14 protein-coding genes and 1 tRNA gene are annotated in these 22417 nt (G+C 38.4%); 13 read left to right on the plus strand and 2 right to left on the minus strand.

The genetic code is table 11. The features are described 5' to 3' along the window. The first annotated feature begins 1 nt into the window (after nt 1). The 8 genes from BM207_RS05120 to uxuA all read left to right on the plus strand — a co-directional run bounded on the left by BM207_RS05120 (nt 2) and on the right by uxuA (nt 12303). Nucleotides 2–1648: a RagB/SusD family nutrient uptake outer membrane protein gene (locus BM207_RS05120; protein ID WP_090992531.1), complete on the plus strand. Its 1647-nt coding sequence runs from the start codon at nt 2–4 to the stop codon at nt 1646–1648. A gap of 32 nt (nt 1649–1680) precedes the next feature. Next, complete coding sequence (locus BM207_RS05125) at nt 1681–2199, plus strand: hypothetical protein (RefSeq protein WP_218155021.1); 519 nt, start codon at nt 1681–1683, stop codon at nt 2197–2199. A gap of 86 nt (nt 2200–2285) precedes the next feature. Further along, nucleotides 2286–4937 carry a glycoside hydrolase family 2 TIM barrel-domain containing protein gene (locus tag BM207_RS05130; RefSeq protein WP_090992477.1) on the plus strand — a complete coding sequence of 884 codons (2652 nt, stop codon included), beginning with the start codon at nt 2286–2288 and terminating at the stop codon, nt 4935–4937. A 38-nt stretch (nt 4938–4975) separates the two neighbouring features. After that, on the plus strand, nt 4976–6109 hold the full coding sequence (locus BM207_RS05135; RefSeq protein ID WP_245768030.1) for a glycoside hydrolase family 18 protein: 1134 nt from the start codon (nt 4976–4978) through the stop codon (nt 6107–6109). After that, complete coding sequence (locus BM207_RS05140) at nt 6110–8569, plus strand: glycoside hydrolase family 2 TIM barrel-domain containing protein (RefSeq protein WP_090992478.1); 2460 nt, start codon at nt 6110–6112, stop codon at nt 8567–8569. 62 nt (nt 8570–8631) lie between these two features. Beyond that, entirely contained in the window at nt 8632–9792 is a 1161-nt protein-coding gene (locus tag BM207_RS05145) for an alginate lyase family protein (protein WP_090992479.1), read from the plus strand. Between the two features lie 26 nt (nt 9793–9818). After that, nucleotides 9819–10991 (plus strand): glycoside hydrolase family 88 protein, encoded by a 1173-nt coding sequence (locus BM207_RS05150; RefSeq protein WP_090992480.1) that lies wholly within the window; start codon nt 9819–9821, stop codon nt 10989–10991. Nucleotides 10992–11139: 148 nt separating this feature from the next. Next, entirely contained in the window at nt 11140–12303 is a 1164-nt protein-coding gene (gene uxuA / locus BM207_RS05155) for a mannonate dehydratase (RefSeq protein WP_090992481.1), read from the plus strand. 38 nt (nt 12304–12341) lie between these two features. On the opposite strand, the gene BM207_RS05160 is transcribed toward uxuA, so the two are convergent. Both BM207_RS05160 and BM207_RS05165 read right to left on the minus strand, forming a co-directional pair. After that, a complete protein-coding gene (locus BM207_RS05160; protein ID WP_090992482.1) occupies nt 12342–14102 on the minus strand; it encodes a hypothetical protein in 1761 nt (586 codons plus the stop codon). Next, nucleotides 14099–14839, minus strand: coding sequence for a hypothetical protein (locus BM207_RS05165; protein WP_090992483.1), 741 nt, complete (start codon nt 14837–14839; stop codon nt 14099–14101). The genes BM207_RS05160 and BM207_RS05165 overlap by 4 nt, the downstream gene beginning before the upstream one ends. A gap of 282 nt (nt 14840–15121) precedes the next feature. Between BM207_RS05165 and BM207_RS05170 the strand changes: the two genes are divergently transcribed. The 5 genes from BM207_RS05170 (at nt 15122) to BM207_RS05190 (ending at nt 22413) form a co-directional block, all read left to right on the plus strand. Further along, nucleotides 15122–15195, plus strand: a tRNA-Arg gene (locus BM207_RS05170). A 274-nt stretch (nt 15196–15469) separates the two neighbouring features. After that, entirely contained in the window at nt 15470–16708 is a 1239-nt protein-coding gene (locus tag BM207_RS05175; RefSeq protein WP_090992484.1) for a glycoside hydrolase family 88 protein, read from the plus strand. A 199-nt stretch (nt 16709–16907) separates the two neighbouring features. Further along, nucleotides 16908–17489, plus strand: a complete 582-nt coding sequence (locus tag BM207_RS05180; RefSeq protein ID WP_090992485.1) for an RNA polymerase sigma factor — start codon at nt 16908–16910, stop codon at nt 17487–17489. Nucleotides 17490–17553: 64 nt separating this feature from the next. Further along, on the plus strand, nt 17554–18741 hold the full coding sequence (locus BM207_RS05185; protein ID WP_090992486.1) for a FecR family protein: 1188 nt from the start codon (nt 17554–17556) through the stop codon (nt 18739–18741). A 261-nt stretch (nt 18742–19002) separates the two neighbouring features. Then, nucleotides 19003–22413 carry a SusC/RagA family TonB-linked outer membrane protein gene (locus tag BM207_RS05190; RefSeq protein ID WP_218155022.1) on the plus strand — a complete coding sequence of 1137 codons (3411 nt, stop codon included), beginning with the start codon at nt 19003–19005 and terminating at the stop codon, nt 22411–22413. Nucleotides 22414–22417 lie beyond the last annotated feature (4 nt).

The following is a 22417-nucleotide window of genomic DNA, read 5'->3' on the forward strand; positions in this document are numbered from 1 at the left end:
TATGAGATTAAATAAAATAATTATCACAGCAATTTTTGCAGCAACCCTAGGGTTAACGAGTTGTGAAAAGCTGGACAGGTTTCCTGAAACAAATTTTTCTGATGTTGATTTTTGGAACACAGAAACAGATTTAATGAATGCATCCAACAGGCTTTATCAACAGTTGGGAGGTTATGGGCCCGATAATAGAGCGGATGATAACACCAATCAATCTATCAATACTGTAAGTTCTGGTACTAGGGGTATACCAGGTACCGATGGCAATTGGAGCGATCCATACGACATGATTTTCACCGCTAATAACATTCTCGAAAAGGGTGGTAAAGCAAAAGTAAATGAGGCCATCAAAAACCGATACTTCGCAGAAGCACGTTTCTTTAGAGCATTTGCCTATTCGAGGTTAATTGAAAAGTATGGCGATGTGCCATTGGTTTTGAAAACATTAAGCGTAGACGATCCCGATCTTAAAATGGGAAGATCCTCTAGGGAAAGCGTTGCTAAAGCAATTTATGATGATCTTGATTTTGCAGGAGAATGGTTACCTACGCGAGCTGCCTTACCTGCGATACATTATGGTCGGGTAACAAAAAGTAGCGCCTGGGCATTAAAGGCGAGAGTGGCATTATTTGAGGGAACACGCGCAAAGTTTCATGGTGCAGTTGGATGGGAAAACCATTTAAACATTGCAGTAACCGCCGCTACCGCGGTAATGGGCCAAGGTCACAAACTATTTCCTAGTTATTTGGGAGAATTTAACCATTCGGGAGATGGTGCTTCCAATACAGAGAACATCTTCGTAAAATTATATGCCCTTACAATATTAACCCATAACACTTCCCGAGATCTGGAAAACGGTCGTATTGCACCGACCCGTAATTTAATCCGCCAATACCTTTATACGGATGGTTTACCTGCATGGAATGTGGATGGGCACACACCCTCTGCTAAACGCTCAGCCTTGTTTGTTCCAGAGGCAGCCGAAACCAGCTATAACACTATTTTGGACAACAGAGATCCTCGTTTATCAACATTGGTATATCGCGCGGGAGAAGCTTCTTATCAGCGTCCATGGGTTCCGCAAACTTCGCTAGGATCTAGAACGGCCTATGCCGGAAAAAAAGGCTTCGATCCAGCCGATTGGGCCATTAACAACAGTGCGACGGTTCAAAGAATTCATATCCGTTATGCAGAGGTATTATTAATCTTAGCGGAAGCAAAATTTGAGCTTAATGGATCTATAACTGATGCGGATTTGGACTTGACAGTTAATGCTTTAAGAGCCAGAGCGGGTTTCGCTCCAAAATTAACGAATGCTTTCATTACCATGAATGGCTTAAGTATGCGTGAAGAGATAAGAAGAGAGCGAACGGTTGAATTAGCATTGGAGTATTTTAGGTATGGTGACTTAATTCGCTGGAAAATTGCGGAAAATGTGCTACCAAAAGATATATTGGGTGGAAAATACATCGCAAGCGAATGGACAGGTACCAATGCGTCTGCTTTAAAGTTAAACGCAGATGGAGTATTAATTACTGAGGCTGCAGCTACCCGAAACTTTAACCCGGCCAGAGATTACCTATATCCGGTTCCTTTGCAAGAAATTACGCTTAGTGATGGAAATGTGAAGCAAAACCCAGGTTGGCAATAATTAATACCAAACATTATTTTAAAATTTTAAAGATGAAAACATCAAATATATTAATCGTATTCCTCACTTTAATAGCTGCCACTTTTACGGCTTGCAAAGAAGATAGGGAGTATCCTGCTGGATTGCCAGAGTTTGAAAATTATTATTACGCAGGCTTTCTTCCATGGAATAATACAACCACTGTATCAGTACCCAGGGCGCAAACTACGCTGGTAAAATTCCCGGTACAGTTTCATTCTGTTTATACCAGAGCATATGATCCAGAAGCCAAATACACGTTAATATCCACGGGCCAGGCTAATCCAGCTGTTGTGGGCCAAGACTTTAACTTCGTAGACAAGACCGGTAATGTAATTCAGCCGACCAACGGTCAGTACAGCTTGAAATTTTCACAAGCTAAAGCTGCAGTTGACACGATTTATATCAAACTGTTAAATAGCACAGTTCCTGGTACAAGAAAGATCGAAATCAACATCGTAAAAAATGAAACTAGTCAGTATACAGTTGGCAATTTTTCTCAGGCATTTAAACGCTTCCTAGAAGTTAAATAATTTATTTAAAGAATCGAAAGACTTACGAAGTTTAGCACGCTGTGGCTAATTAGACTTCGTAAGTCTTCTCCGCTTAATCCTTTCGTTTGAAAACATATCTTCCCATTATCTTCCTGCTATTAAGTTTTACTGGTTTTGCACAAGATCTCAGAAAATCTATTAGTATAAATCAAAATTGGTCATTCGCTAAAGATGCCGATCACAAAGGGATTAAATCAATTTCTAAATGGCAGCAAGTTAATTTGCCTCATACCTGGAATGCCTTTGATACCATGGACGATGAACCTGGATATTATCGGGGAATTGGCTGGTATAAGAAGAGAATAAATTTAAACCAAGCCTGGAAAACAAAAAGTATGTACCTCTATTTTGAAGGAGCAAATCAGGAAACTGAAGTCTATTTGAATGGCGTAAAAATTGGTGACCACCTAGGTGGATATACGGCTTTTACAATCCCTTTAAGAAGTGCAAAGTTTAATGGCGCCGACGAAATTGAAGTTAAGGTTAACAACCGCCACAATGAAGATATTGCACCTTTAACTGGCGATTTTACTTTCTTTGGTGGCATCTACCGGAATGTTTCGCTCTTGGTGCTTGATCAGGTCCATTTTGTGGACGACCAATACGCATCGAATGGTGTTTTTGTACGTGCAGAGAAAGTGAGCAAACAGCAAGCCTCGGTAGTTGTAAATGGCAATTTTATTAACCGTGCTAATACAGTTCAACAGCTTACCATCGCAACCTTACTTTCTACTAACGACGGAAAGAAAATAGGCGAAGCCAAAATGCAGGTGTCGGCTCGTTTGAACCAAGCAATTGCTTTTGAACTACCCGAAATCGTCATTTCAAAGCCTAATTTATGGTCGCCATCGCAGCCTTATCTTTACAACACCACAACACGTATTATCCACACCAAAACCGGCAAAATATTAGATGAAGTGAAAACCAGTGTAGGTTGTAGGTTTTTTAGCTTCGATGCTGCAAAAGGCTTCTTCTTAAATGGCGAACCTTACAAATTAATTGGCGCTAGTAGGCATCAAGATTTTGCGGGTATGGGTAATGCCGTTCCAAATCATTTACAGGTTAATGATGTCAAACTTTTAAAAGAAATGGGAGGCAATTTCTTACGTGTTGCGCATTATCCACAAGCTCAGGCGGTACTCGACGCTTGCGATAGGCTAGGTGTTTTAACCTCTGTAGAAATACCTATAGTTAATGAAATTACCGAATCGGAGGCTTTTTCAAATAACTGCAAGCAAATGCAGGTGGAAATGATCAAGCAGAACTACAATCATCCGAGCGTAATTATATGGGCTTACATGAATGAGGTTTTGCTTAAAATGCGCCATCAGAAGGATCCGAATCGGAAGCTCATTTATTTGAATAACATTGCATTATTAGCACAAAGATTAGAAGATTTAACGAGAGCCACCGATCCTACCCGCTATACGATGATGAGTAACCATGGCGATGTGAACGGCTATGTTAATGCAGGATTGGTTAAAATTCCACAATTGGTGGGATGGAATCTTTATCAAGGCTGGTATGGCGGTAAATCAGAAGATTTTGGACCAAACTTAGATAAAATTCATGCGCAGATTCCGGATAAGCCACTGTTGGTTACAGAATACGGTGCTGATGTTGATCCAAGACTCCACTCTTCTGCCGCTATTCGTTTTGATAAGAGTTTGGAATATGGGATGTTATATCATCAAATTTATATCAATGATATTTTAAAGCGGCCTTTCGTAGCGGGTGCCTTTGCTTGGAACTTATCCGACTTTAGCTCTGAAACCAGGAGCGAAACCATGCCTCATGTTAATAATAAAGGATTGCTAACGCTTGATAGGAAGCCAAAGAATACGTTTTACCTTTATAAAGCTTATTTCAATCCCAAACCCTATGTTAAAATCGGTGATGGTAGCTGGAACTGGAGAGGAGCAACCACACTGGACCAGCCGCTTCAGGTGTTTAGTAATGCCAGTGAGGTAACCTTATTCGTGAATGGAAAAAGTTTAGGAAAAAAGGATGTCTTAGCGCACATAACCAATTGGAATGTTTCTTTTAAGCATGGCAAAAATGAAATTAAAGCTGTTGCATGGGTCAATGGTGTTAAAATTGAAGATCAAAGTGTCATCGATTTTAAACTCTTCCCCCATCAATTTAAACAGCATCTGCCTTTTCATAGCATACATATTCTAATGGGTAGTAAACGTCAGTTTATTGACCCAAAACAGCATAGCATTTGGTTGCCTAGTCAGCTTTATGAAAATGGTTCATGGGGCAATATTGGGGGTGAGCCTTTTAAAGTAAAAAGTACGAGCAGGCAAAGTTATGGTACCGATAGCAATATCAAGGGCACGGCCAATGATCCGATCTATCAAACCCAACTCGTTGGTTTAGATGGGTATCAATTAGATGTGCCAAAGGGTAAATATGAGGTTACTTTACATTTTGCAGAACTAATGGGAAATGGAATACAGTCTATGCTTCCTTATAATCTGGATAGCTTAATTGCGGTTGATAAAATAATACCTGAACAAAGAATTTTCGATGTATATTTAAATGATAAACTAATAATTAATGATTTAAATTTAGCCGCGACCCATGGTGTGGCCAAGAGTGTAGTAAAGAAGTTTGAGTGTCTCGTGGCTGATGATAAGGGATTGAAACTGCTATTCAAAGGAATTCAGGGAAAGCCAGTTTTAAACGCGCTAGAAGTCAAGAGAATTAATTAAAGGTTTTGGCTATGTTTCATGATAAAAATAAATAGGATATGAGCAAATTAAGGAATGGCATAGCGACGATCTGCTTAATGTCGATTGTTTTTTTTGGGTCGTTAGGCATGAAAAAGCCTGATCAAAAGCCCGTAGTTATTGGCTATGTAGTGGGATTTAATGGTTTGATTAACGCCGAAACCATTGATGCAACTCAGTTAACGCACATCAATTATGCTTTTGTAAATATCAAGAACAACGAGGCTCATCTTGAAGACTATAAAAGAGATGTGGAGAATTTTAAAAGGCTGAACACGCTCAAGCAGAAAAACCCCTCTTTACAGCTTTTAATTTCTATTGGTGGTTGGGCATGGAGTGAGAATTTTTCTGACGCGGTTTTAACAGATTCACTACGAAAGCGATTTGCCGTAAGTGCTGTAAATCTTATTCGTGAACATCAATTAGACGGAGTGGATATAGACTGGGAATATCCTGGAATTCCGGGCGAGGAAGGAAATGTATATCGCAAGGAGGACGAAGAAAACTTTACATTGATGTTCAAAGAGCTTAGGAAAGAACTTGATATTTTGGCGAAGGAAACTGGTAAAAAAAAATTGTTAACCACGGCTACGGGTGGGTTTACTTCTTTTCTAGATCAGACTGATATGGGCAAGGCTCAACAATATCTAGATTTTGTCAACTTGATGACTTATGATTACTATCCGAACAAAGTTGCATGTCACCATACCAATTTATACGCTTCTAAAAGTTATCCATCAGTGCATTCGGCCGATAAAGCCATTAAAGCTTATATCAATGCAGGAGTACCGGCTTCAAAGATCGTAATCGGCCTCGCATTTTACGGTCGCAATTTAACACTCAGTCCGAGTGCCCAGAAGGGATTGGGAGATAGTATTGTTTCTATGGTTAATCACTATGGTAAAGGTTTTACCTTTTTAAAAGACAGTTTGATTAATCAAAAAGGTTTTGTTGCTTATAAAGACGAAGACGCTAAGGCGCCATTCATGTTCAATGCCGGAACCAAACAATTTATTAGCTATGATAATGAATGGTCGGTTGCCCATAAATGCGAGTATGTACTTCAACATAAATTGGGTGGAGTTATGTTTTGGGAATATCATTCCGACAAAAAAGGTTATTTATTAAATCAGATTACGAAAAGTTTTAGATAGATGCAGAAGAAAAAATGGTTGAAGAGAGTTACGAAGTTCTTTTTATTGATGTTGTTGTTTGCAAACAAGTTGCAGGCACAAACTTCGCAGAGATTAAATAATGATTGGGAATTTGTAAAACAAGATTTAGGTGGCGTTTGGGAGGCAGTTAGACCAGTTAAAGTTGGTCAGCCCGAAGAGCTTCCATTTTGGCAGAAGGTAAGCTTGCCTCATTGTTTTAATGCAATAGATGCGGTAGATCCCGATGTAAACTACTATCAGGGTCCCGGATGGTATCGTACTAACTTAACGGTTGAAAACCCCTATGGCAAAGGCAGAACACTTTTGCATTTTGAAGGTGCCGGACAGAAAACAGCAGTGTATATTTATAACACTAAAGTTGCCGAACATGTAGGAGGCTATGACGAATGGACAATTGATTTAACAAAAGCCATAGCAGATTTTAAACTGTTGCCTGTTTTTAAAACGCAATTTAAAGGTAAAATCCCGCTCATAATTCGTTGCGATAATTCGAGAGATCTGGAAATGATACCTTCTAGTTTATCGGATTTTAACGTTTATGGCGGACTTTATCGTTATGTAAACCTTATATATGCACCGCAATTATCTGTCGATAAAGTATTTGCCCATGCAACTGTTGATGCAAAAGGTAATGTAGGTAAGGTAAGCATCAAAGCACGGTTATTCAATCCAGATCAGCTAAAAGCCACTCAAGTTAATATTGCCATTGTTGATCCAAGTGGGAAAAGCATCGCCAACTTTAGAAAGGACATAAGTGCTTTCTCGGGCGACTCACTTCTTTGGGAGACTACGGTAAAGTCACCAAAGTTATGGTCTACCGACGTACCCCAACGGTATACCGTGAAGGTAGATATTGGCGAGTCATCCCTCTCAGAACGGATAGGCTTTAGGAATTTTGAGTTCGTTAAAAAGGGGCCATTTATGCTCAATGGCAAGCGTTTGCTGTTAAGAGGAACACATCGTCACGAAGACCATGCTGGTGTTGCAGCGGCTATGACCGAGGAGATGATTACTACCGAAATGAAGATGATGAAGGAAATGGGGGTAAATTTCATCAGATTAGGTCATTATCAGCAATCACGTATTGTACTTGACCTGTGCGACAGTTTAGGGATTTTGGTTTGGGAAGAAATTCCCTGGTGCCGTGGGGGTTTAGGTGGTCCAATTTATCAGGCGCAAGCCAAAAGGATGCTTACGAATATGATTGAGCAACATTATAATCATCCGGCCATTATTATCTGGGGCTTAGGGAACGAAAATGATTGGCCAGGCGATTTCCCTGAATTTGATCAGCAAAAGATAAGAGCATTTATGACAGAGTTGAACACCCTTTCGCACCAATTAGACCCCTCGAGGAGTACAGCTATTAGAAGATGTGATTTTTGCAGAGATATTGTCGACGTATATTCTCCTTCAATTTGGGCAGGCTGGTATCGAGGTGATTATACTGAATACAAAGATGTGTCGCTCACAGAATTTAATAAATCTGATCGCTTTTTACACGTAGAATGGGGCGGAGATAGTCATGCTCGTCGCCATTCGGAAAACCCCGATAATGCCTTAAGTAAGATTAAAAAAGGTGGCGGTGCCGATGAACGCGCTGGCGACGCTTCCTTATATGGAGGTGCTGCAAGGGTAAGCAAAGATGGCGATTGGAGTGAAAGTTATATAGCCAATTTAATTGATTGGCACTTAAAAGAGCAAGAAACTATGCCTTGGCTTAGTGGTACAGCTTACTGGCCATTCAAAGATTTTTCAACTCCCATCAGGCCCGAAAATCCCGTGCCTTATGTAAATCAGAAAGGGGTTGTTGAACGTGATTTCACTAAAAAGGAGGCCTTTTATATTTTTCAATCGTATTGGACTACCGTGCCCATGGTGCACTTGTATGGACACAGTTGGCCAACTCGCTGGGGCAGCGAAGGCGAGGAGAAAATGATCAAAGTATATTCGAACTGCGACGAAGCCGAATTGTTTGTAAACGACAAAAGCGTCGGCATAAGAAAAAGAAATAGTCAGGATTTTCCAGCTGCCGGTTTGCGCTGGCAAGTGCCTATGACCAATGGTAAGTATACACTTAAAGTTGTGGCTAAAAAAGGGAAGATTACGGTAGCAGATGAAATTACCCAGTTTTACCAGACAGCAAAATGGGACAAACCTGCAAAAATGACTTTAGAAAAAGTGGAGGAAAAAGATGGGGTACTTACGCTTGAAGCTAAGGTGTTTGATGCCAATGGTGTTCAATGCTTAGATGCTGCAAATCAGGTTTCTTTCACTTTGGTAGGAGATGGGGAATTGATTCGTGATCGAGGAACGTCCATAGGATCTGCCAAAGTACAAATGTATAATGGCAGAGCAATGATTAAAGTAAAAACAAATGGAGCAAAAAATGTGATTGCTGTTCAGTCTAAGGGTATTCCAACAGTATTCTTTGAGTAAAGACTTTCGAAGTTTGAACGGGCCAAGAGCTGTGGGAAATTTCCTAAGTCTAAATTAATAATATGAAAAAAATAACAATAACCTTTATATTAAGTTTGTTTGGCCTTGCAACTTTTGCGCAAGAGGCTATTAAAAAGCAAGCCGTAGCCATTCTAAAGAACCAAATTTTAACCGAGGCTGCGTGGGCTATGAAGCAAGCGCCCATTACAGTTACCGCAGAAAGCTCGCCCTTAAGTACGGGCGGAAAGCACGACTTCTTTTCTCAAGGCGATTATTTTTGGCCCAATCCTGCTAATCCAACTGGCCCCTATATTAACCGTGATGGCCAATCTAATCCTAATAATTTTGTGGCCCATCGTAAGGCCATGATCAGGTTTAGTACAATTATCGGTGCTTTGGCTTCAGCATATCAGCTTACAGGTGATGAAAAATATGTTAAGCGTTCACTAGTCCACATTAGGGCTTGGTTTGTAGATGCAGAAACTTTAATGAACCCTGATTTATCCTTTGCACAAGCAGTAATTGGGTCTGCAACAGGCAGAAGCTGGGGTATTATAGATACCATCCATTTGATGGAAGTAGCCCAGGGAATCATCGTTATGCAGAAGGCAAAGTCATTTGATAGCAGTATTTTATTGGCTACCAAGAAATGGTTTTCTGATTATATATTATGGCTTAATACCAGTAAAAATGGAGTAGCCGAAAAATTAGCTAAAAATAACCACAGTACCTGCTGGGTAATGCAGGTTGCTTCCTTCGCTAAACTTTGTGATGATCAGCCTATGCTCGATTCCTTAAGATGGCGTTATAAAAATGTATTGCTGCCAAGGCAAATGGCTGTAGACGGGAGTTTTCCATTGGAGCTGGTACGAACGAAGCCCTATGGATATTCAATTTTTAATTTAGATGCCATGACGATGATCTGTCAGATTCTTTCCGTGAAAAATGATAACCTGTGGGACTTTGAGACTGCCGATGGAAAGTCGATTAAAAAAGGAATTACCTATTTGCATCCGTTTATTGCGGATAAAAGTAAGTGGACGTTAAAACCGGATGTTATGTTTTGGGAAAACTGGCCGGTTGCTCAGCCATTCTTATTATTTGGAGCAAACACTTTTAAGCATCAAAATTGGTTTGATACCTGGAAAGAATTAGAATTGAAACCCACAAATGAAGAAGTAATTAGAAATTTACCCATTAGGCATGGCCTGATTTGGATGTAAGGAGGATAAAAATAAAATATAGAGATATGAGATTGAAAATTAATTTGATAGGAGTACTTTTAATCTTTGCGTTAGCAGTGAACGCACAAAAGGCTATGACTGCCGCCATGAAGCAAACCGATGTTCTTGTTAGGCATGTTGATTCGGCGCGTATCCTTAAGCCTACTTTTGTGTCACCGCGAACAGTAGAGAACGGTCAGTTTAAAATGGTAGTTTCGAGGGATTGGACCAGTGGTTTTTTTCCTTCACAACTCTGGTATTTTTATGCCTATACCAAAGACGAAAAATGGCTTACCTTAGCAAAAAAATATACAGATGACATTAAAAAGGAGCAGTTTAACACCACAACCCACGACTTAGGGTTTATGATTTATGGTCCCTTTGGCAATGGCTATCGTATTACCAAAGATGAGGCCTATAAGCCAATTATTATCCAGGCGGCAAAGTCATTAGCTACCAGGTTTAATGTTAAAGCTGGCGTTATCAAATCTTGGGATCATAACACCGATAAGTGGAAGTATCCGGTAATTATTGATAACATGATGAATTTGGAACTGTTATTCGAAGCAACTAAACTTACTGGCGATTCTTCTTTCTATAAACTGGCTGTTACCCATGCTAATACAACCATGAAAAATCATTTTAGACCGGATTTCAGTTCATGGCATGTAATTGATTATGATATTGAAACGGGAAATGTACGCAATAAATTAACTGCGCAAGGTTATGCCAATGAATCGGCTTGGGCACGCGGACAGGCCTGGGCGTTATACGGTTATACCTTATGTTATCGTTATACTAAAGATCCTATTTACTTAGCACAGGCTGAAGGTATTGCAGGTTTTATCTTAAATAGTAAAGTAACCCCTGATGATGGTATTCCGTTTTGGGACTACAACGACCCCGAAATCCCTAATGCTTCCAGAGATGCCTCAGCTGCTGCGATTACTGCTTCGGCTTTGTATGAACTGACAGGGTATAGTAGAAATGGCAAGCGATATAAAGCTGCAGCCGATAAGATCTTAGCTTCTTTAGGCACTGCAAATTACACTAACAAACTAGGCGACAATTACGGGTTTATTTTAGCGCATAGCACAGGTCATCGCCCAGCAAAATCTGAGGTCGATGTGCCCATTAACTATGCCGACTATTACTATATTGAAGCTTTATTGAGGAAGCAGGGTGTAAAGTTACGCTAACGTTTACGTAAGTATTTTTGCCTTCGTTTTAATTTTCGCTTATCTTAGGCGGTACTTATAAACCAAAATGTAAAGTTGAAAATTCGGAGCTCAAATCCTGATCGATTGAACCCAAACATCTAAACACCCAAAAACGAAAAAACCACAAATGAATAAACTCGAACAAACTTGGCGCTGGTATGGTCCGGTAGACCCTGTAAGCTTACAAGATGTTAAACAGGCAGGTGCAACTGGCATTGTTACTGCGTTACACCATATTCCGCATGGCGATATTTGGCCTTTAGCCGATATACAAGAACGTAAGGCTCTTATCGAAGCGGCCGGCTTAACTTGGTCGGTAGTGGAAAGTGTTCCTGTGCACGAGGCTATTAAAACAAATAGAGCCGATGCGGGTAAATACCTGGAGAACTATAATACTTCATTAAAGAACCTAGCTGCTTGTGGAATTAAAACAGTTTGCTATAATTTTATGCCGGTACTGGACTGGACTCGCACGCAGTTAGATCTAACGATGGATGATGGCTCGAAGGCTTTATATTTTAACTGGACAGATCTGGCAATTTTCGATTTATACCTCTTTAAGCGAGAAAATGCTTCGGCAGACTATAGCGAAGATATTTTAGCCAAAGCCAAGGCCAAATATGCAATCATGAGTGCAAGCGAGCTAGACTTGCTTAGAACCAACGTGCTGATGGGAATTCCGAACGAAAAAGAAATTGAGATGGAAGCCCTACGTGCTTCTATTAATGAATACAATGCAATAGGCAGGGAAGGCCTTAAGGCTAATTTGGCCTTGTTCTTAACGGGTATTGCCGACACTTGTAACCAACATGGTATTAAAATGACTATCCATCCTGATGATCCTCCTTATTCAATTTTAGGCTTACCACGTATTGCTAGTAGTAAAGCAGATTTGGTAGATATTTTAAGGAGTGTAGACCAAGAATTTAACGGTATTTGTTATTGTACAGGCTCATTAGGAGCAGGGATGGATAACGATTTGGTTGAGATTTTTGAAGCTGTAAAAAAACGGGTTTACTTCTTGCATTTGCGTAATGTAACCAAAGATGAAGAAGGGAATTTCTACGAGGCAGACCATTTAGGCGGTGATGTAAATATGTTCGAAGTAATGAAGGCTGTTACAGCCGAAAACGCAAAACGTGATACACCTATACCTTTTAGACCAGATCATGGTCACCAAATGCTTGATGACTTGAACAAGGTTAGCAATCCAGGCTATTCTGCTATTGGCCGTTTACGCGGTTTAGCAGAATTAAGGGGCTTGGAAATGGGAATAACAGGAAATTATTAACAAAAAGGCCAGATTAATCCCGGCCTTTTTTTATGCGATTATTTACATTCCAAACTAAACACCCCTACAATGGAGATGGTACTTGTAGCGGAATTATAAGTAGAAGTTGCGCTAAAATTTTCGGCTGCTGCCGGAATATCAACATTTGATTTCGAAATAGGGAAAGTACCAGTACTATAAGTTACGCCATTGTAAGAGCTGCTTATTTTAAACTTATGGCCAACAATTAGTTTAATGCTTGCTGTTGGGTTATCGATTACACCATTTTTAATGTAGACATAAGAAAAGGTATTGTCGGTAACATCATTCACTGTCATCCACGCATTTAATGGTGCGATGATATTTTTGGAAATACATTTGCTCGTAAAACTGGTGGTGATATTTACATACTCTATTGGAGTAGGGGGCGTTACCGGTCCTGGTGGCACCACAACCACCGGACTATTATCTATATTAATGGTAATACTCGTTGTGGTAGCCGGTGTAAATAAAGCACTTTGTCCAACTAGTTTTCCCGCGCTTGAATAAACTACTACCTTAGCCGAAGGCACATCGGGCGAAGTAGGTAATGAATAGCCATATTTCCCTGTGATAGTACTAAACGTTGTGGTATTGTTCACTAATTTTCCAACTTGGAAAAAATCTCTAGCTGGTTGGTAATTGGTAAAATTTTTTAAGAAAACACTGGTCGACGTATATAAATAAGTGTTATAAGTACCCGTAAATGGAGCTTGCGATGGCGCAAAATTGATAGTCAGTTCTTTGTTAAGGTCGGATTTCACTGGCGACCAGCCCCAAGATAGGTTCCATATATTAGGTGTGGTGATGGTGTACTTGGCTATTAATTTGCCGCCTGTACCTGTGGTAATCGCTACCGGAGTAGTCATTAGTCTTTGCTCACCATTTACAACGGTAGTATACCATAACGGAATTGTTTCGCCAGCTTTAACTGCAGCTTTAGTGTCGTAATTAATCAATCCCGCTGGTAATTCTTGGCTTACCTCAATTGGCTTAGAGAAGTTGGCAACTACCTTATTGTCTGCATACATCACTAATCTTATTGCTCCTGCAGGTACAAAGTTAACGCCGAAAGGCACGTAAGCCCCGCTTTTAATCGCGTTCCGTCCAACAATACCGCTGGGGAACAATGCAGCCATCGAAGTTGCGGAATTGTTATGGGCAATTAAAGTAGATTTTAGCATACTTGCGTCAATCAGTTTATTGCTGGCATCTCTCATTTCGGTACCTACCGGAATAGTAAGGTTAACTTTTTCTGCCATCGTTGCAGTTGTACTGGTGTTTAGGTTAATGATACTTGTAGTAACACCTGCTTTTAAATCATTTTCCATCGTTGTAAAGGCAGTGCCATCAACCCGTTTCACGAAATCAAAGGCTGGTATTATAAAAACAAGCGACGAATCATTGGTTACTGTGATCGTTTTATGGATCGTTTCGAAGCCAGCTATTTCTGCATTTATTACAAATGTTAGCGGATTTGCTTTTGTTGGCTTGGCCTGTCCCCTAAGGGCCAACGGAATCATACCTTGTGATACTTTAAAATCTGTACCTCCCGATCCCATTTGAACCAATGCTGCGTCTTTACCCGAAATGGTTATCGCAAAATCGCCAATTTGCGTTGTGGCATTTGGGTTTGCTTTTTCAAAACGAACCAAGAAAGGTGATTTAAATAGACTTGCAGTATTAAATGTGATGACAATATCCTTGTCAGGTTTGGTACAGCTGCCAATGATCAAAAGCGCCATACCTAAAATTAATCCTCTAACGAATACTGCTCTCATGCCTTCTTAAACTTATGGATGTTGAAATTGAAATTAACCTGAAGTACCGGGAAGAAGCGGTAACTGCTCATGTTTTTATCTAATTGTGGCTCTATCGATTTATTATCTGATAATAAATTTGTGCCTGTTACGGTTGATTTTGGTTGATTTAGGTAGTAGGCTCCTATATCAACATTTACACTAAATAATTTGTTTGGGATGCTGTTAAATAAGCCTATGCCCAGATAGGGGGCAATTCCTTTCCAAGAAAGATTGATATCCAAATTGCCAACTTCTTCTTTCGTTAAAATCAACCCATTAAAATCATATCCCTCGCGGGGGAAAAACTTAATGCCCCCATCGGCTTTAACGAGGTAGGCAACACCACCCACTATTTTGAATGATTTTCCTTTAAAAGGGAGGTATTCTCCTAAGATGTTTAGATTAATTACTTCAGAAGTAAGCTCATTATCGGCATCGAAACCAGAAAACTGAAAGGCATTGTCTACTTTCACGCCAAAAATAGAATTTATACCCATTCTAGCGGTCAGCCGAGGTTTAATCCCATATCTAAAACTTGCTCCTAAGCCAGACGTGCCCAGTTGAAGCTGTACCGACATCGGGTGCTTTTTGCCAGCAGTGTCAATGATAAGGTCTTTTGATTTAGCTGTGTTTTGTGTTGGAGGGCTAACTTGTTGGGTGAATCCCAAATAAGGAAAACTCAAAAGTAAGATGATGAGGATCGGGTTTTTCTGCACGGTATGTTCTTTAGTAGATATGCAAAATTAGGATATTTATTTAAATTCTAGTGTGTTATGTTTTTGTTAATAGGTGCTGGACACTGATTTTTTTATTGTGACGTTAATTATTACGTTTTATTCGTGTTTTTATTGTTGTATGAAAAAAGATACAAAAACAGTACTGCATCAACTTATGCGCACTAACAATAATTATGAAAAAATATTAAAATATTAACGCAGGATTTATATCTTTGCAGCATCAACAAGAAATGGTCATTTTTGAGCTATTTTATTGAGGATGCCTCCATAGCTCAGCTGGATAGAGCACCGGTTTTCTAAACCGTAGGTCATAGGTTCGAATCCTATTGGGGGTACAGGCAAAGGCTTCTTACGATGAGTAGGAGGCCTTTTGTTTTTTCCTCTGATCTCTATTGCTTGGCTCAGATCTGGCGCGTAAATCGGAGCAGTTATTAATTAATCTGAGGTGACAAGTTTCACCTGGTCATTGCAGATTTAGAAATATCAGTCTTATAGCATTGATTTATATCAAGCTCTTTAATCTTCAGGGTGAAACTTATTTTGAGTTTCGGTGGGAGTTTTGGCAAAATTAGACTCTTATAAGTTTAGCAACCTATTAACCCAACTAAAATGAGTAAAATTAAATTTCTATTAGCACTAATTGTTGTGTTCAGTTTTATTGCACTAAAAACCAAAGATGAAGATTTTGTAAAGCGAAGTTTTGATACAGCCGCACCGTTGTATACTTCACTTTTAAACCTAACGGGAGATAATTTTAAAAACTATCCACATTCATTTTTGCCAAATGGAACAGTAAAGTATTACCAAATTGATGAGTGGACAGGTGGCTTTTGGCCAGGAAGTTTGTGGTACATGTATGAATATACCAAAGATGAAAAATGGAAAACTGCCGCCCAAAAATGGACCAATTCCTTAGAAAGCAATCAGTTTAACGCTAACCACCATGATATTGGTTTTATGATGTATTGCAGTTATGGTAATGCTATACGATTTGATAATAGCCCAAAATATCAGCAAATATTGTTGCAATCGGCAAAAACTTTAACTGAACGTTATTCGCCTATTGTAGGTAGCATCAAGTCTTGGAACCAGCGCAAATCTAAAGGAGATATTAATACTTGGGAGTACCCAGTTATTATGGATAACATGATGAATTTGGAGTTGTTGTTCTACGCATCTAAAGTTACCAAAGACAATACTTACAAAAACATTGCGATTAAACATGCTGAACAAACCATGAAGAACCATCTGCGTACTGATTATGGATCTTATCATGTCGTAAATTATGATCCACAAACTGGGAAAGTATTACACAAACAAACATTGCAAGGTTTTTCAGACGAATCTACTTGGGCTAGAGGACAAGCATGGGGGATTTATGGTTTTACTACAACTTACCGAGAAACAAAAGATAAAAGATTTTTAAAAACTGCGGTGAAAATGGCCGATTTCTTTTTAAATCATCCTACTTTACCTGCCGATGGTATACCAAATTGGGATTTTAATGTCGGGCAAGCAGGCTACAAACCAGACTGGAATTTTGATCCAAATAGGTTTAAAGAAACACCGAGAGACGCATCTGCGGCGGCAATTGCGAGTTCGGCGATGTTAGAGTTGAGTACTTATTTAAAAGGTGCTCAAAAAGAGAAATATTATAATGCTGCAGTTAAAATGTTGAAATCATTAAGCACCGATCAGTATTTAAATACAGATCAAGCTAATCCTTATTTTTTGTTGAAACATAACACAGGTAATTTACCAAGTGATTCAGAAATTGATGTGCCTTTAATTTATGCAGATTATTATTTTTTAGAAGGATTGTTAAGGTATCAGAAGATGAAAAAGTAATTTTCTCTTCATACGTTTTGGCTGGTGTCTCACCAGCCGAAACAATGTAAAAATTTTGATTTCCTTAGTAATTTCAATAACATGCAATTTGTATGTTTATATCTTGATTCCACAGCTTCAAATTTAGCTTAGCTAAAGATTTTACAGTACAATTGGTTGTTTAATCCAAAATATTCAATATTTTTGATTTACTCCCAAAATGTTTAAATCGAAAGAAAATAAAGAAGCAGATGATTTGTTGCTACAACAAATCAAAGAAAACAATATGTTGGCTTTTGATGCCCTATACGATAAATATTGGGAGCAGGTTTATAATGCCGCATACAAAAGATTAAAAGACGCAGATTATGCAAAAGATATTACTCAAGATATATTTTTGCAAGTTTGGCACAAGCGCCATGACATTAATATAGATCATTTTGCACCATATTTATTTACAGCAGTTAGAAACAATGTATTTAAATGGATGCAAAAAGAGCAGCGTTTTACACCAATACCCGAGCTGTTGGCCCATCTATCTGTTGCTAAAGACAATGCTGATGCAGAAGTTCTAAGAAAGGAGTTTGTAATTAAATACGAAGCCTTAGTAAACACGCTAACACCTGCACAACAAGAAATTTTTAGAATGCGCTTTCATGATGATTTAACAACCAAAGAAATAGCCGAAAAGTTAAACATCAGTAGAAAAACTGTACAAAATCAATTGGGTAAAAGTGTATCACAGTTGAGAGGGTCTTTAGATTTATTGTACTTTGTTTTAATGCTACACGTTTACAATTAGAAAATATTTCATTTTCTCGTGGGACTATTTCCAGTTTCTGGCTCTGTTTATTAGAGGCTTATTTATGGCCTGGTTAATAATGGATAAAAAAGAGTTTTTAGAACTACTCAATAAATACAATGCTGGCTTGGCAAATGCCGAAGAAGTGGCTTTTTTAGACGCTTACTATAATCTTTTTGATCATGAAGATGAGGCTTTTTTAAATCTAAACCAGGCTGAAAAAGAAAATATCAAAAATGAAATTTCGCAAAGCATTAAGCAACAGTTGCTGCAAGAACAGATCGAAGAAAAACGTATCCCACTTTTAGTTAAGTACAAGTGGTTGGCCGCAGCAGCAGTATTTGTTTTAATAGGCAGTATAACGTTGTTGCTATTAAACAATCAAAACCCAACTGACCAAATTGCAATTGTTAAGCCCAAAGCGAGTAAACATAACGTTGAGCCAGGAAGCAATAAAGCAGTATTAACATTGGCAAACGGCAAGCAAATTACTTTAAATGATAAGGCTAATGGGGTTTTAACTAAACAAGCTGGTGTAGTAATTACTAAGAATAAAGATGGTCAATTGCAATATCAAATTACATCCGAGGCAACAGCGGGTATTAACACCATCAGTACACCTAGAGGTGGCCAATATCAGTTGATTTTAGTAGATGGAACCAAGGTTTGGCTTAATGCAGCTTCTGCAATAACTTTCCCTACTAAATTTAATGGTAACGAGCGCCGGGTAGAAATTGTTGGTGAAGCTTATTTCGAAGTGGCTAAAAATGTAGGTCAACCCTTTAAGGTAAAATCAAAGAACCAAGTTATAGAAGTATTAGGTACGCATTTTAATGTAAATACTTATGATGATGAAGTAGCAGATAAAACCACATTGTTAGAGGGAAGTGTTAAGGTAAGTAAAGTTACCAATGGAGAAGTGCTTCGAGGAAATTCAAAAGTTTTAAAGCCAGGACAACAAGCATCAGTTAGTGCAGATCAATCTCAAATTTCCGTGGAAATTGCTGATGAAGATGAAGCTGTAGCTTGGAAAAATGGATATTTTAAGTTTAATAAGGCTGATATTCAAACTATTATGAGGCAAGTGTCAAGATGGTACAATGTTGATGTTGAATATAAAGGCGAAATGAATAAAGATCTATTTGTAGGTAAAATTAATAGGAGCGAGCATGTAGAAGAGGTGCTTAATATTTTACAACGGAGTAAAATTAATGTAGCCATCAAAGGCAGAACCATTATTATATCTAATTGAACAAAACCAAATATATAAACCTAAACCCCAAAAAAAATATGAAGACATAATTTACAAACCTATCATGTCTAACCCAAATAATAAAACCGGTGTGCTACCAACACAACCGGCTTTATCCCTTTAGGGAAACTTGTTTGGCGTTAGAAAAAAATCGTTAGTCATTTTATCAGTTCAACCAAACTTAACAAAAGTATGCAATTAAATTTTTATGGAAAAATGCAGCATTTTGCTGTACATATCCAACCCAAACTGTTAAGAGCTATGAAACTCACAGTAATTTTTATAATGCTTGGCTGTTTGCAAATAAGCGCTAAAAGCTTTTCGCAAAGTATTAACCTTATCGGTAAAAACATTCCATTAGAAAAAGCCTTAACCCAAATTGGCGAGCAAAGTGGTTATTTCTTTTTTTACAAGTACAATGAAATAAAAGATGCAAAACCAGTAACACTAAATCTAAAAGGTGTAAGCTTGGAAAAAGCACTACAAGAGAGTTTTAAAGATCAATTTTTCACTTATTCCATCGATAAAAAAACCATCGTGGTAACTAAAACTAACTTTCAAAAAGAGGAAGTTTTACCCATTGATGTTAAAGGTAAAGTTGTAGATGAAGCTGGTTTGCCATTAATTGGTGCCAATGTAAAACTAAAAGACAGTAATAAAGGTGTAATGACAGATGCAAATGGTAACTTCAGCATTGCTGATTTACCAGACGACGCTGTATTAGTAGTAAGTTATACTGGTTTTATAAATGCCGAGATTAAAGTTGGTGGGAGAAGTAGCCTAACCATTACTTTGAAAGAGAATAGCCAAACTTTAGATGCTGTTGTTGCCGTTGGTTATGGTACCGTACAGAAAAAAGATGTTACAGGTTCTATCAGTTCTATTGGTGCTAAGCAGATTAAAGATCAGCCTATTGTAAGTTTAGACCAAGCAATGGCTGGGCAAATGGCTGGCGTGCAGGTTACTCAAGCAACGGGTGCGCCAGGTGGTGGGGCAACTGTTAGGGTACGTGGTGCAGGTTCGTTATCGGCAGGTAATGAGCCTCTGTATGTAGTAGATGGTTTTCCGGTTACTAATGATTATAACCAAAGAAATAATCCGCTTGCAACTATAAACCCAGCTGATATTGAAAACATACAAGTGTTAAAAGATGCTTCTGCTACCGCTATTTATGGTTCAAGAGGTTCGAATGGCGTAGTAATTATCACCACTAAATCTGGTAAATCTGGTGCTTCTAAAATAGATCTCAGCTTAAATACTGGAATACAACAAGTAGAACGAACTTTAGATGTTTTAAATGCGAGAGAGTTTGCTGTTTTTATTAACGAAGCTAGAAATAATGCTTGGGTAAATTCTGGTGCCGGTCGCTCTGCTTCAGATCCAAATTCGGCGAGGATAAATAATGTAATGTATTTATTGCCAGCTTCTTTAAGCAATCCAGATGCGCTGGGCAAAGGTACCAATTGGCAGGATGAGATTTTCAGAACTGCACCAATGAGTAATTATCAAATTAATTTTTCTGGCGGCAATGAGAAAACAAAATATTTTGTTTCTGGCGGATATTTAACACAAGAGGGTGTGGTTTTAGGATCTGATTTAAAACGCTACTCGTTTCGTGTAAATGTAGAATCGAAGATAAATGATATAGTAAAAGTAGGCGCAAACATCACTCCATCTTACAATTTCTCTAACCAAAGCTTGGCCGAAGGTAACTGGCAAGGTGGTGGTATCATACAATCGGCATTAACAGCAAACCCACTTTTGTCGCCTTACAATGCAGATGGCAGCTATACTAAAATTACTGGGCAAGGTATTGGTACAAGTGAGGTAGATAATCCTGTGAAAATTGCTCGAGAATATTTTCATCAACAAGGCAATATGAGATTGTTGGGAACTGCCTTTGCCGAGGTTAGTATCATTAATGATTTAAAATTTAAGGCTTTGGTAGGTGCTGATATTAGAAATTTCAGAGAGCAAATCTTTAATCCATCGGTAATTAACCCAAACAGCGTAAATGACACCAAATTGGCTACAGCCAATAACAATACCATAGAAAACAGAAACTGGTTGGCAGAGTTCACTTTAAGTTATAACAAAAAGGTCAAAAAACATGCTTTTGATGCCTTATTGGGTTATACCATACAGCAAGAAAATATGGAGTTCAATTCTATAAGTGCCACTAGCTTTCCAAATGATCAAATTAAAACCATTAGTGCAGCAGGTGCAATTACAAATGCAACTGCAACAAAAGAAGAATGGGCATTATTATCATATCTTGCTCGTTTAAACTATAGTTTTGATAATAGATATCTGGTAACTGCAACGCTTAGAACTGATGGTTCATCTCGTTTTGGTATCGACAATAGATACGGTGTTTTCCCTTCAGTTTCATTAGGGTGGAGAATATCTGAAGAAGGTTTCATGAAAAATGTAAACTGGATCTCTGATTTAAAAATTAGAACAAGTTATGGTATTACTGGAAATAATTTTATAAGTAATTATGGTGCAATAGGTCTTACAAGTCCAGATAATTATGTATTTGGGACAAGTGGCGGTACAGTTAACAATGGCATTAGAGTGGCTAATATTGGTAATACATTGTTAAGTTGGGAGAAAAACAAACAATTAGATATTGGTTTAGAATTTGGCATTTTGCAAAACAGAGTAGCCATGTCTGTTGATTATTACAACAAAAGAACTTCAGATTTATTGTTAAATGTGCCAACACCAACATTAACTGGTTACACAAATGCGTTGCAAAACATTGGAGAAATACAAAATAAAGGTTTTGAGTTTACTGTAACCAGCCGAAATTTGGTAAAAGCATTTAAATGGTCAACTGATGTAAACTTCTCTACCAATAACATCGCAGTTCTAGCCTTAGGGCCAGATGGTTCACGTATTTTAGCCAGACAAACAACTTTTGCGGCCGGAAATACACATGTTACCGAAATTGGCTCAGCACCTGGTTCTTTCTTTGGCTATAAAGTAATTGGTATTTATCAAAATCAAAGCGAAATTGATACACAACCTATTATTAGAAATGCAAATGGAACAGCCTTTTCAAAACCTGGTCAGTTAAAATTTGCTGATGTAAATGGCGACGGTGTAATTACTGCCGACGATAGAACAAATATTGGTAGTCCGTTTCCAGATTTTACTTACGGCATGACCAATACTTTTGCCTATAAAGGTTTCGATTTTGCATTCACTTTACAAGGTGTGCACGGTTTTGAAGTGTTAAATGCCGCTCGTAGGTTTTACGGAAATTATGCAGGTTCTTATAACGTTTTGCAAAGCACTGCTAACGGATGGAAATCTGAAAGCAACCGTGGTGATGGTGTTAGTCCGCAAATAGACCGAAATTTTAATGCAATAGGTATTGCTTCTGTAATTAATAATGCTACTTCTGCTTTTGTAGAGGATGGTTCTTTTTTAAGAATTAGAAACATTACGTTAGGTTATAATCTGCCAACATCAATAGCTAAAAGTTTAAAAGTGGCAAACGCCAGGTTAAGTTTTACCGTACAAAACGCGTACACATTTACCAAGTACGAAGGCTATAACCCAGAAGTAAGCATAGAAGGTGCTAATCCTTTAATGCCTGGTGTAGATTCTGGTGGTTACCCATTGGCTCGTACGTACATGTTTGGTTTAAATTTTGGATTTTAATTAC

The organism is Pedobacter insulae (assembly GCF_900113525.1).
Lineage (GTDB): Bacteria > Bacteroidota > Bacteroidia > Sphingobacteriales > Sphingobacteriaceae > Pedobacter > Pedobacter insulae.

Excerpts from the sequence above, each read along its gene's own strand:
- BM207_RS05180 (WP_090992485.1), top strand. The coding sequence starts at position 16,908 with ATGTTTAAATCGAAAGAAAATAAAGAAGCAGATGATTTGTTGCTACAA.
- BM207_RS05125 (WP_218155021.1), top strand. The coding sequence starts at position 1,681 with ATGAAAACATCAAATATATTAATCGTATTCCTCACTTTAATAGCTGCC.
- BM207_RS05145 (WP_090992479.1), top strand. The coding sequence starts at position 8,632 with ATGAAAAAAATAACAATAACCTTTATATTAAGTTTGTTTGGCCTTGCA.
- BM207_RS05135 (WP_245768030.1), top strand. The coding sequence starts at position 4,976 with ATGAGCAAATTAAGGAATGGCATAGCGACGATCTGCTTAATGTCGATT.
- BM207_RS05185 (WP_090992486.1), top strand. The coding sequence starts at position 17,554 with ATGGCCTGGTTAATAATGGATAAAAAAGAGTTTTTAGAACTACTCAAT.
- BM207_RS05175 (WP_090992484.1), top strand. The coding sequence starts at position 15,470 with ATGAGTAAAATTAAATTTCTATTAGCACTAATTGTTGTGTTCAGTTTT.
- uxuA (WP_090992481.1), top strand. The coding sequence starts at position 11,140 with ATGAATAAACTCGAACAAACTTGGCGCTGGTATGGTCCGGTAGACCCT.
- BM207_RS05190 (WP_218155022.1), top strand. The coding sequence starts at position 19,003 with ATGAAACTCACAGTAATTTTTATAATGCTTGGCTGTTTGCAAATAAGC.
- BM207_RS05120 (WP_090992531.1), top strand. The coding sequence starts at position 2 with ATGAGATTAAATAAAATAATTATCACAGCAATTTTTGCAGCAACCCTA.
- BM207_RS05140 (WP_090992478.1), top strand. The coding sequence starts at position 6,110 with ATGCAGAAGAAAAAATGGTTGAAGAGAGTTACGAAGTTCTTTTTATTG.
- BM207_RS05160 (WP_090992482.1), bottom strand. The coding sequence starts at position 14,102 with ATGAGAGCAGTATTCGTTAGAGGATTAATTTTAGGTATGGCGCTTTTG.
- BM207_RS05150 (WP_090992480.1), top strand. The coding sequence starts at position 9,819 with ATGAGATTGAAAATTAATTTGATAGGAGTACTTTTAATCTTTGCGTTA.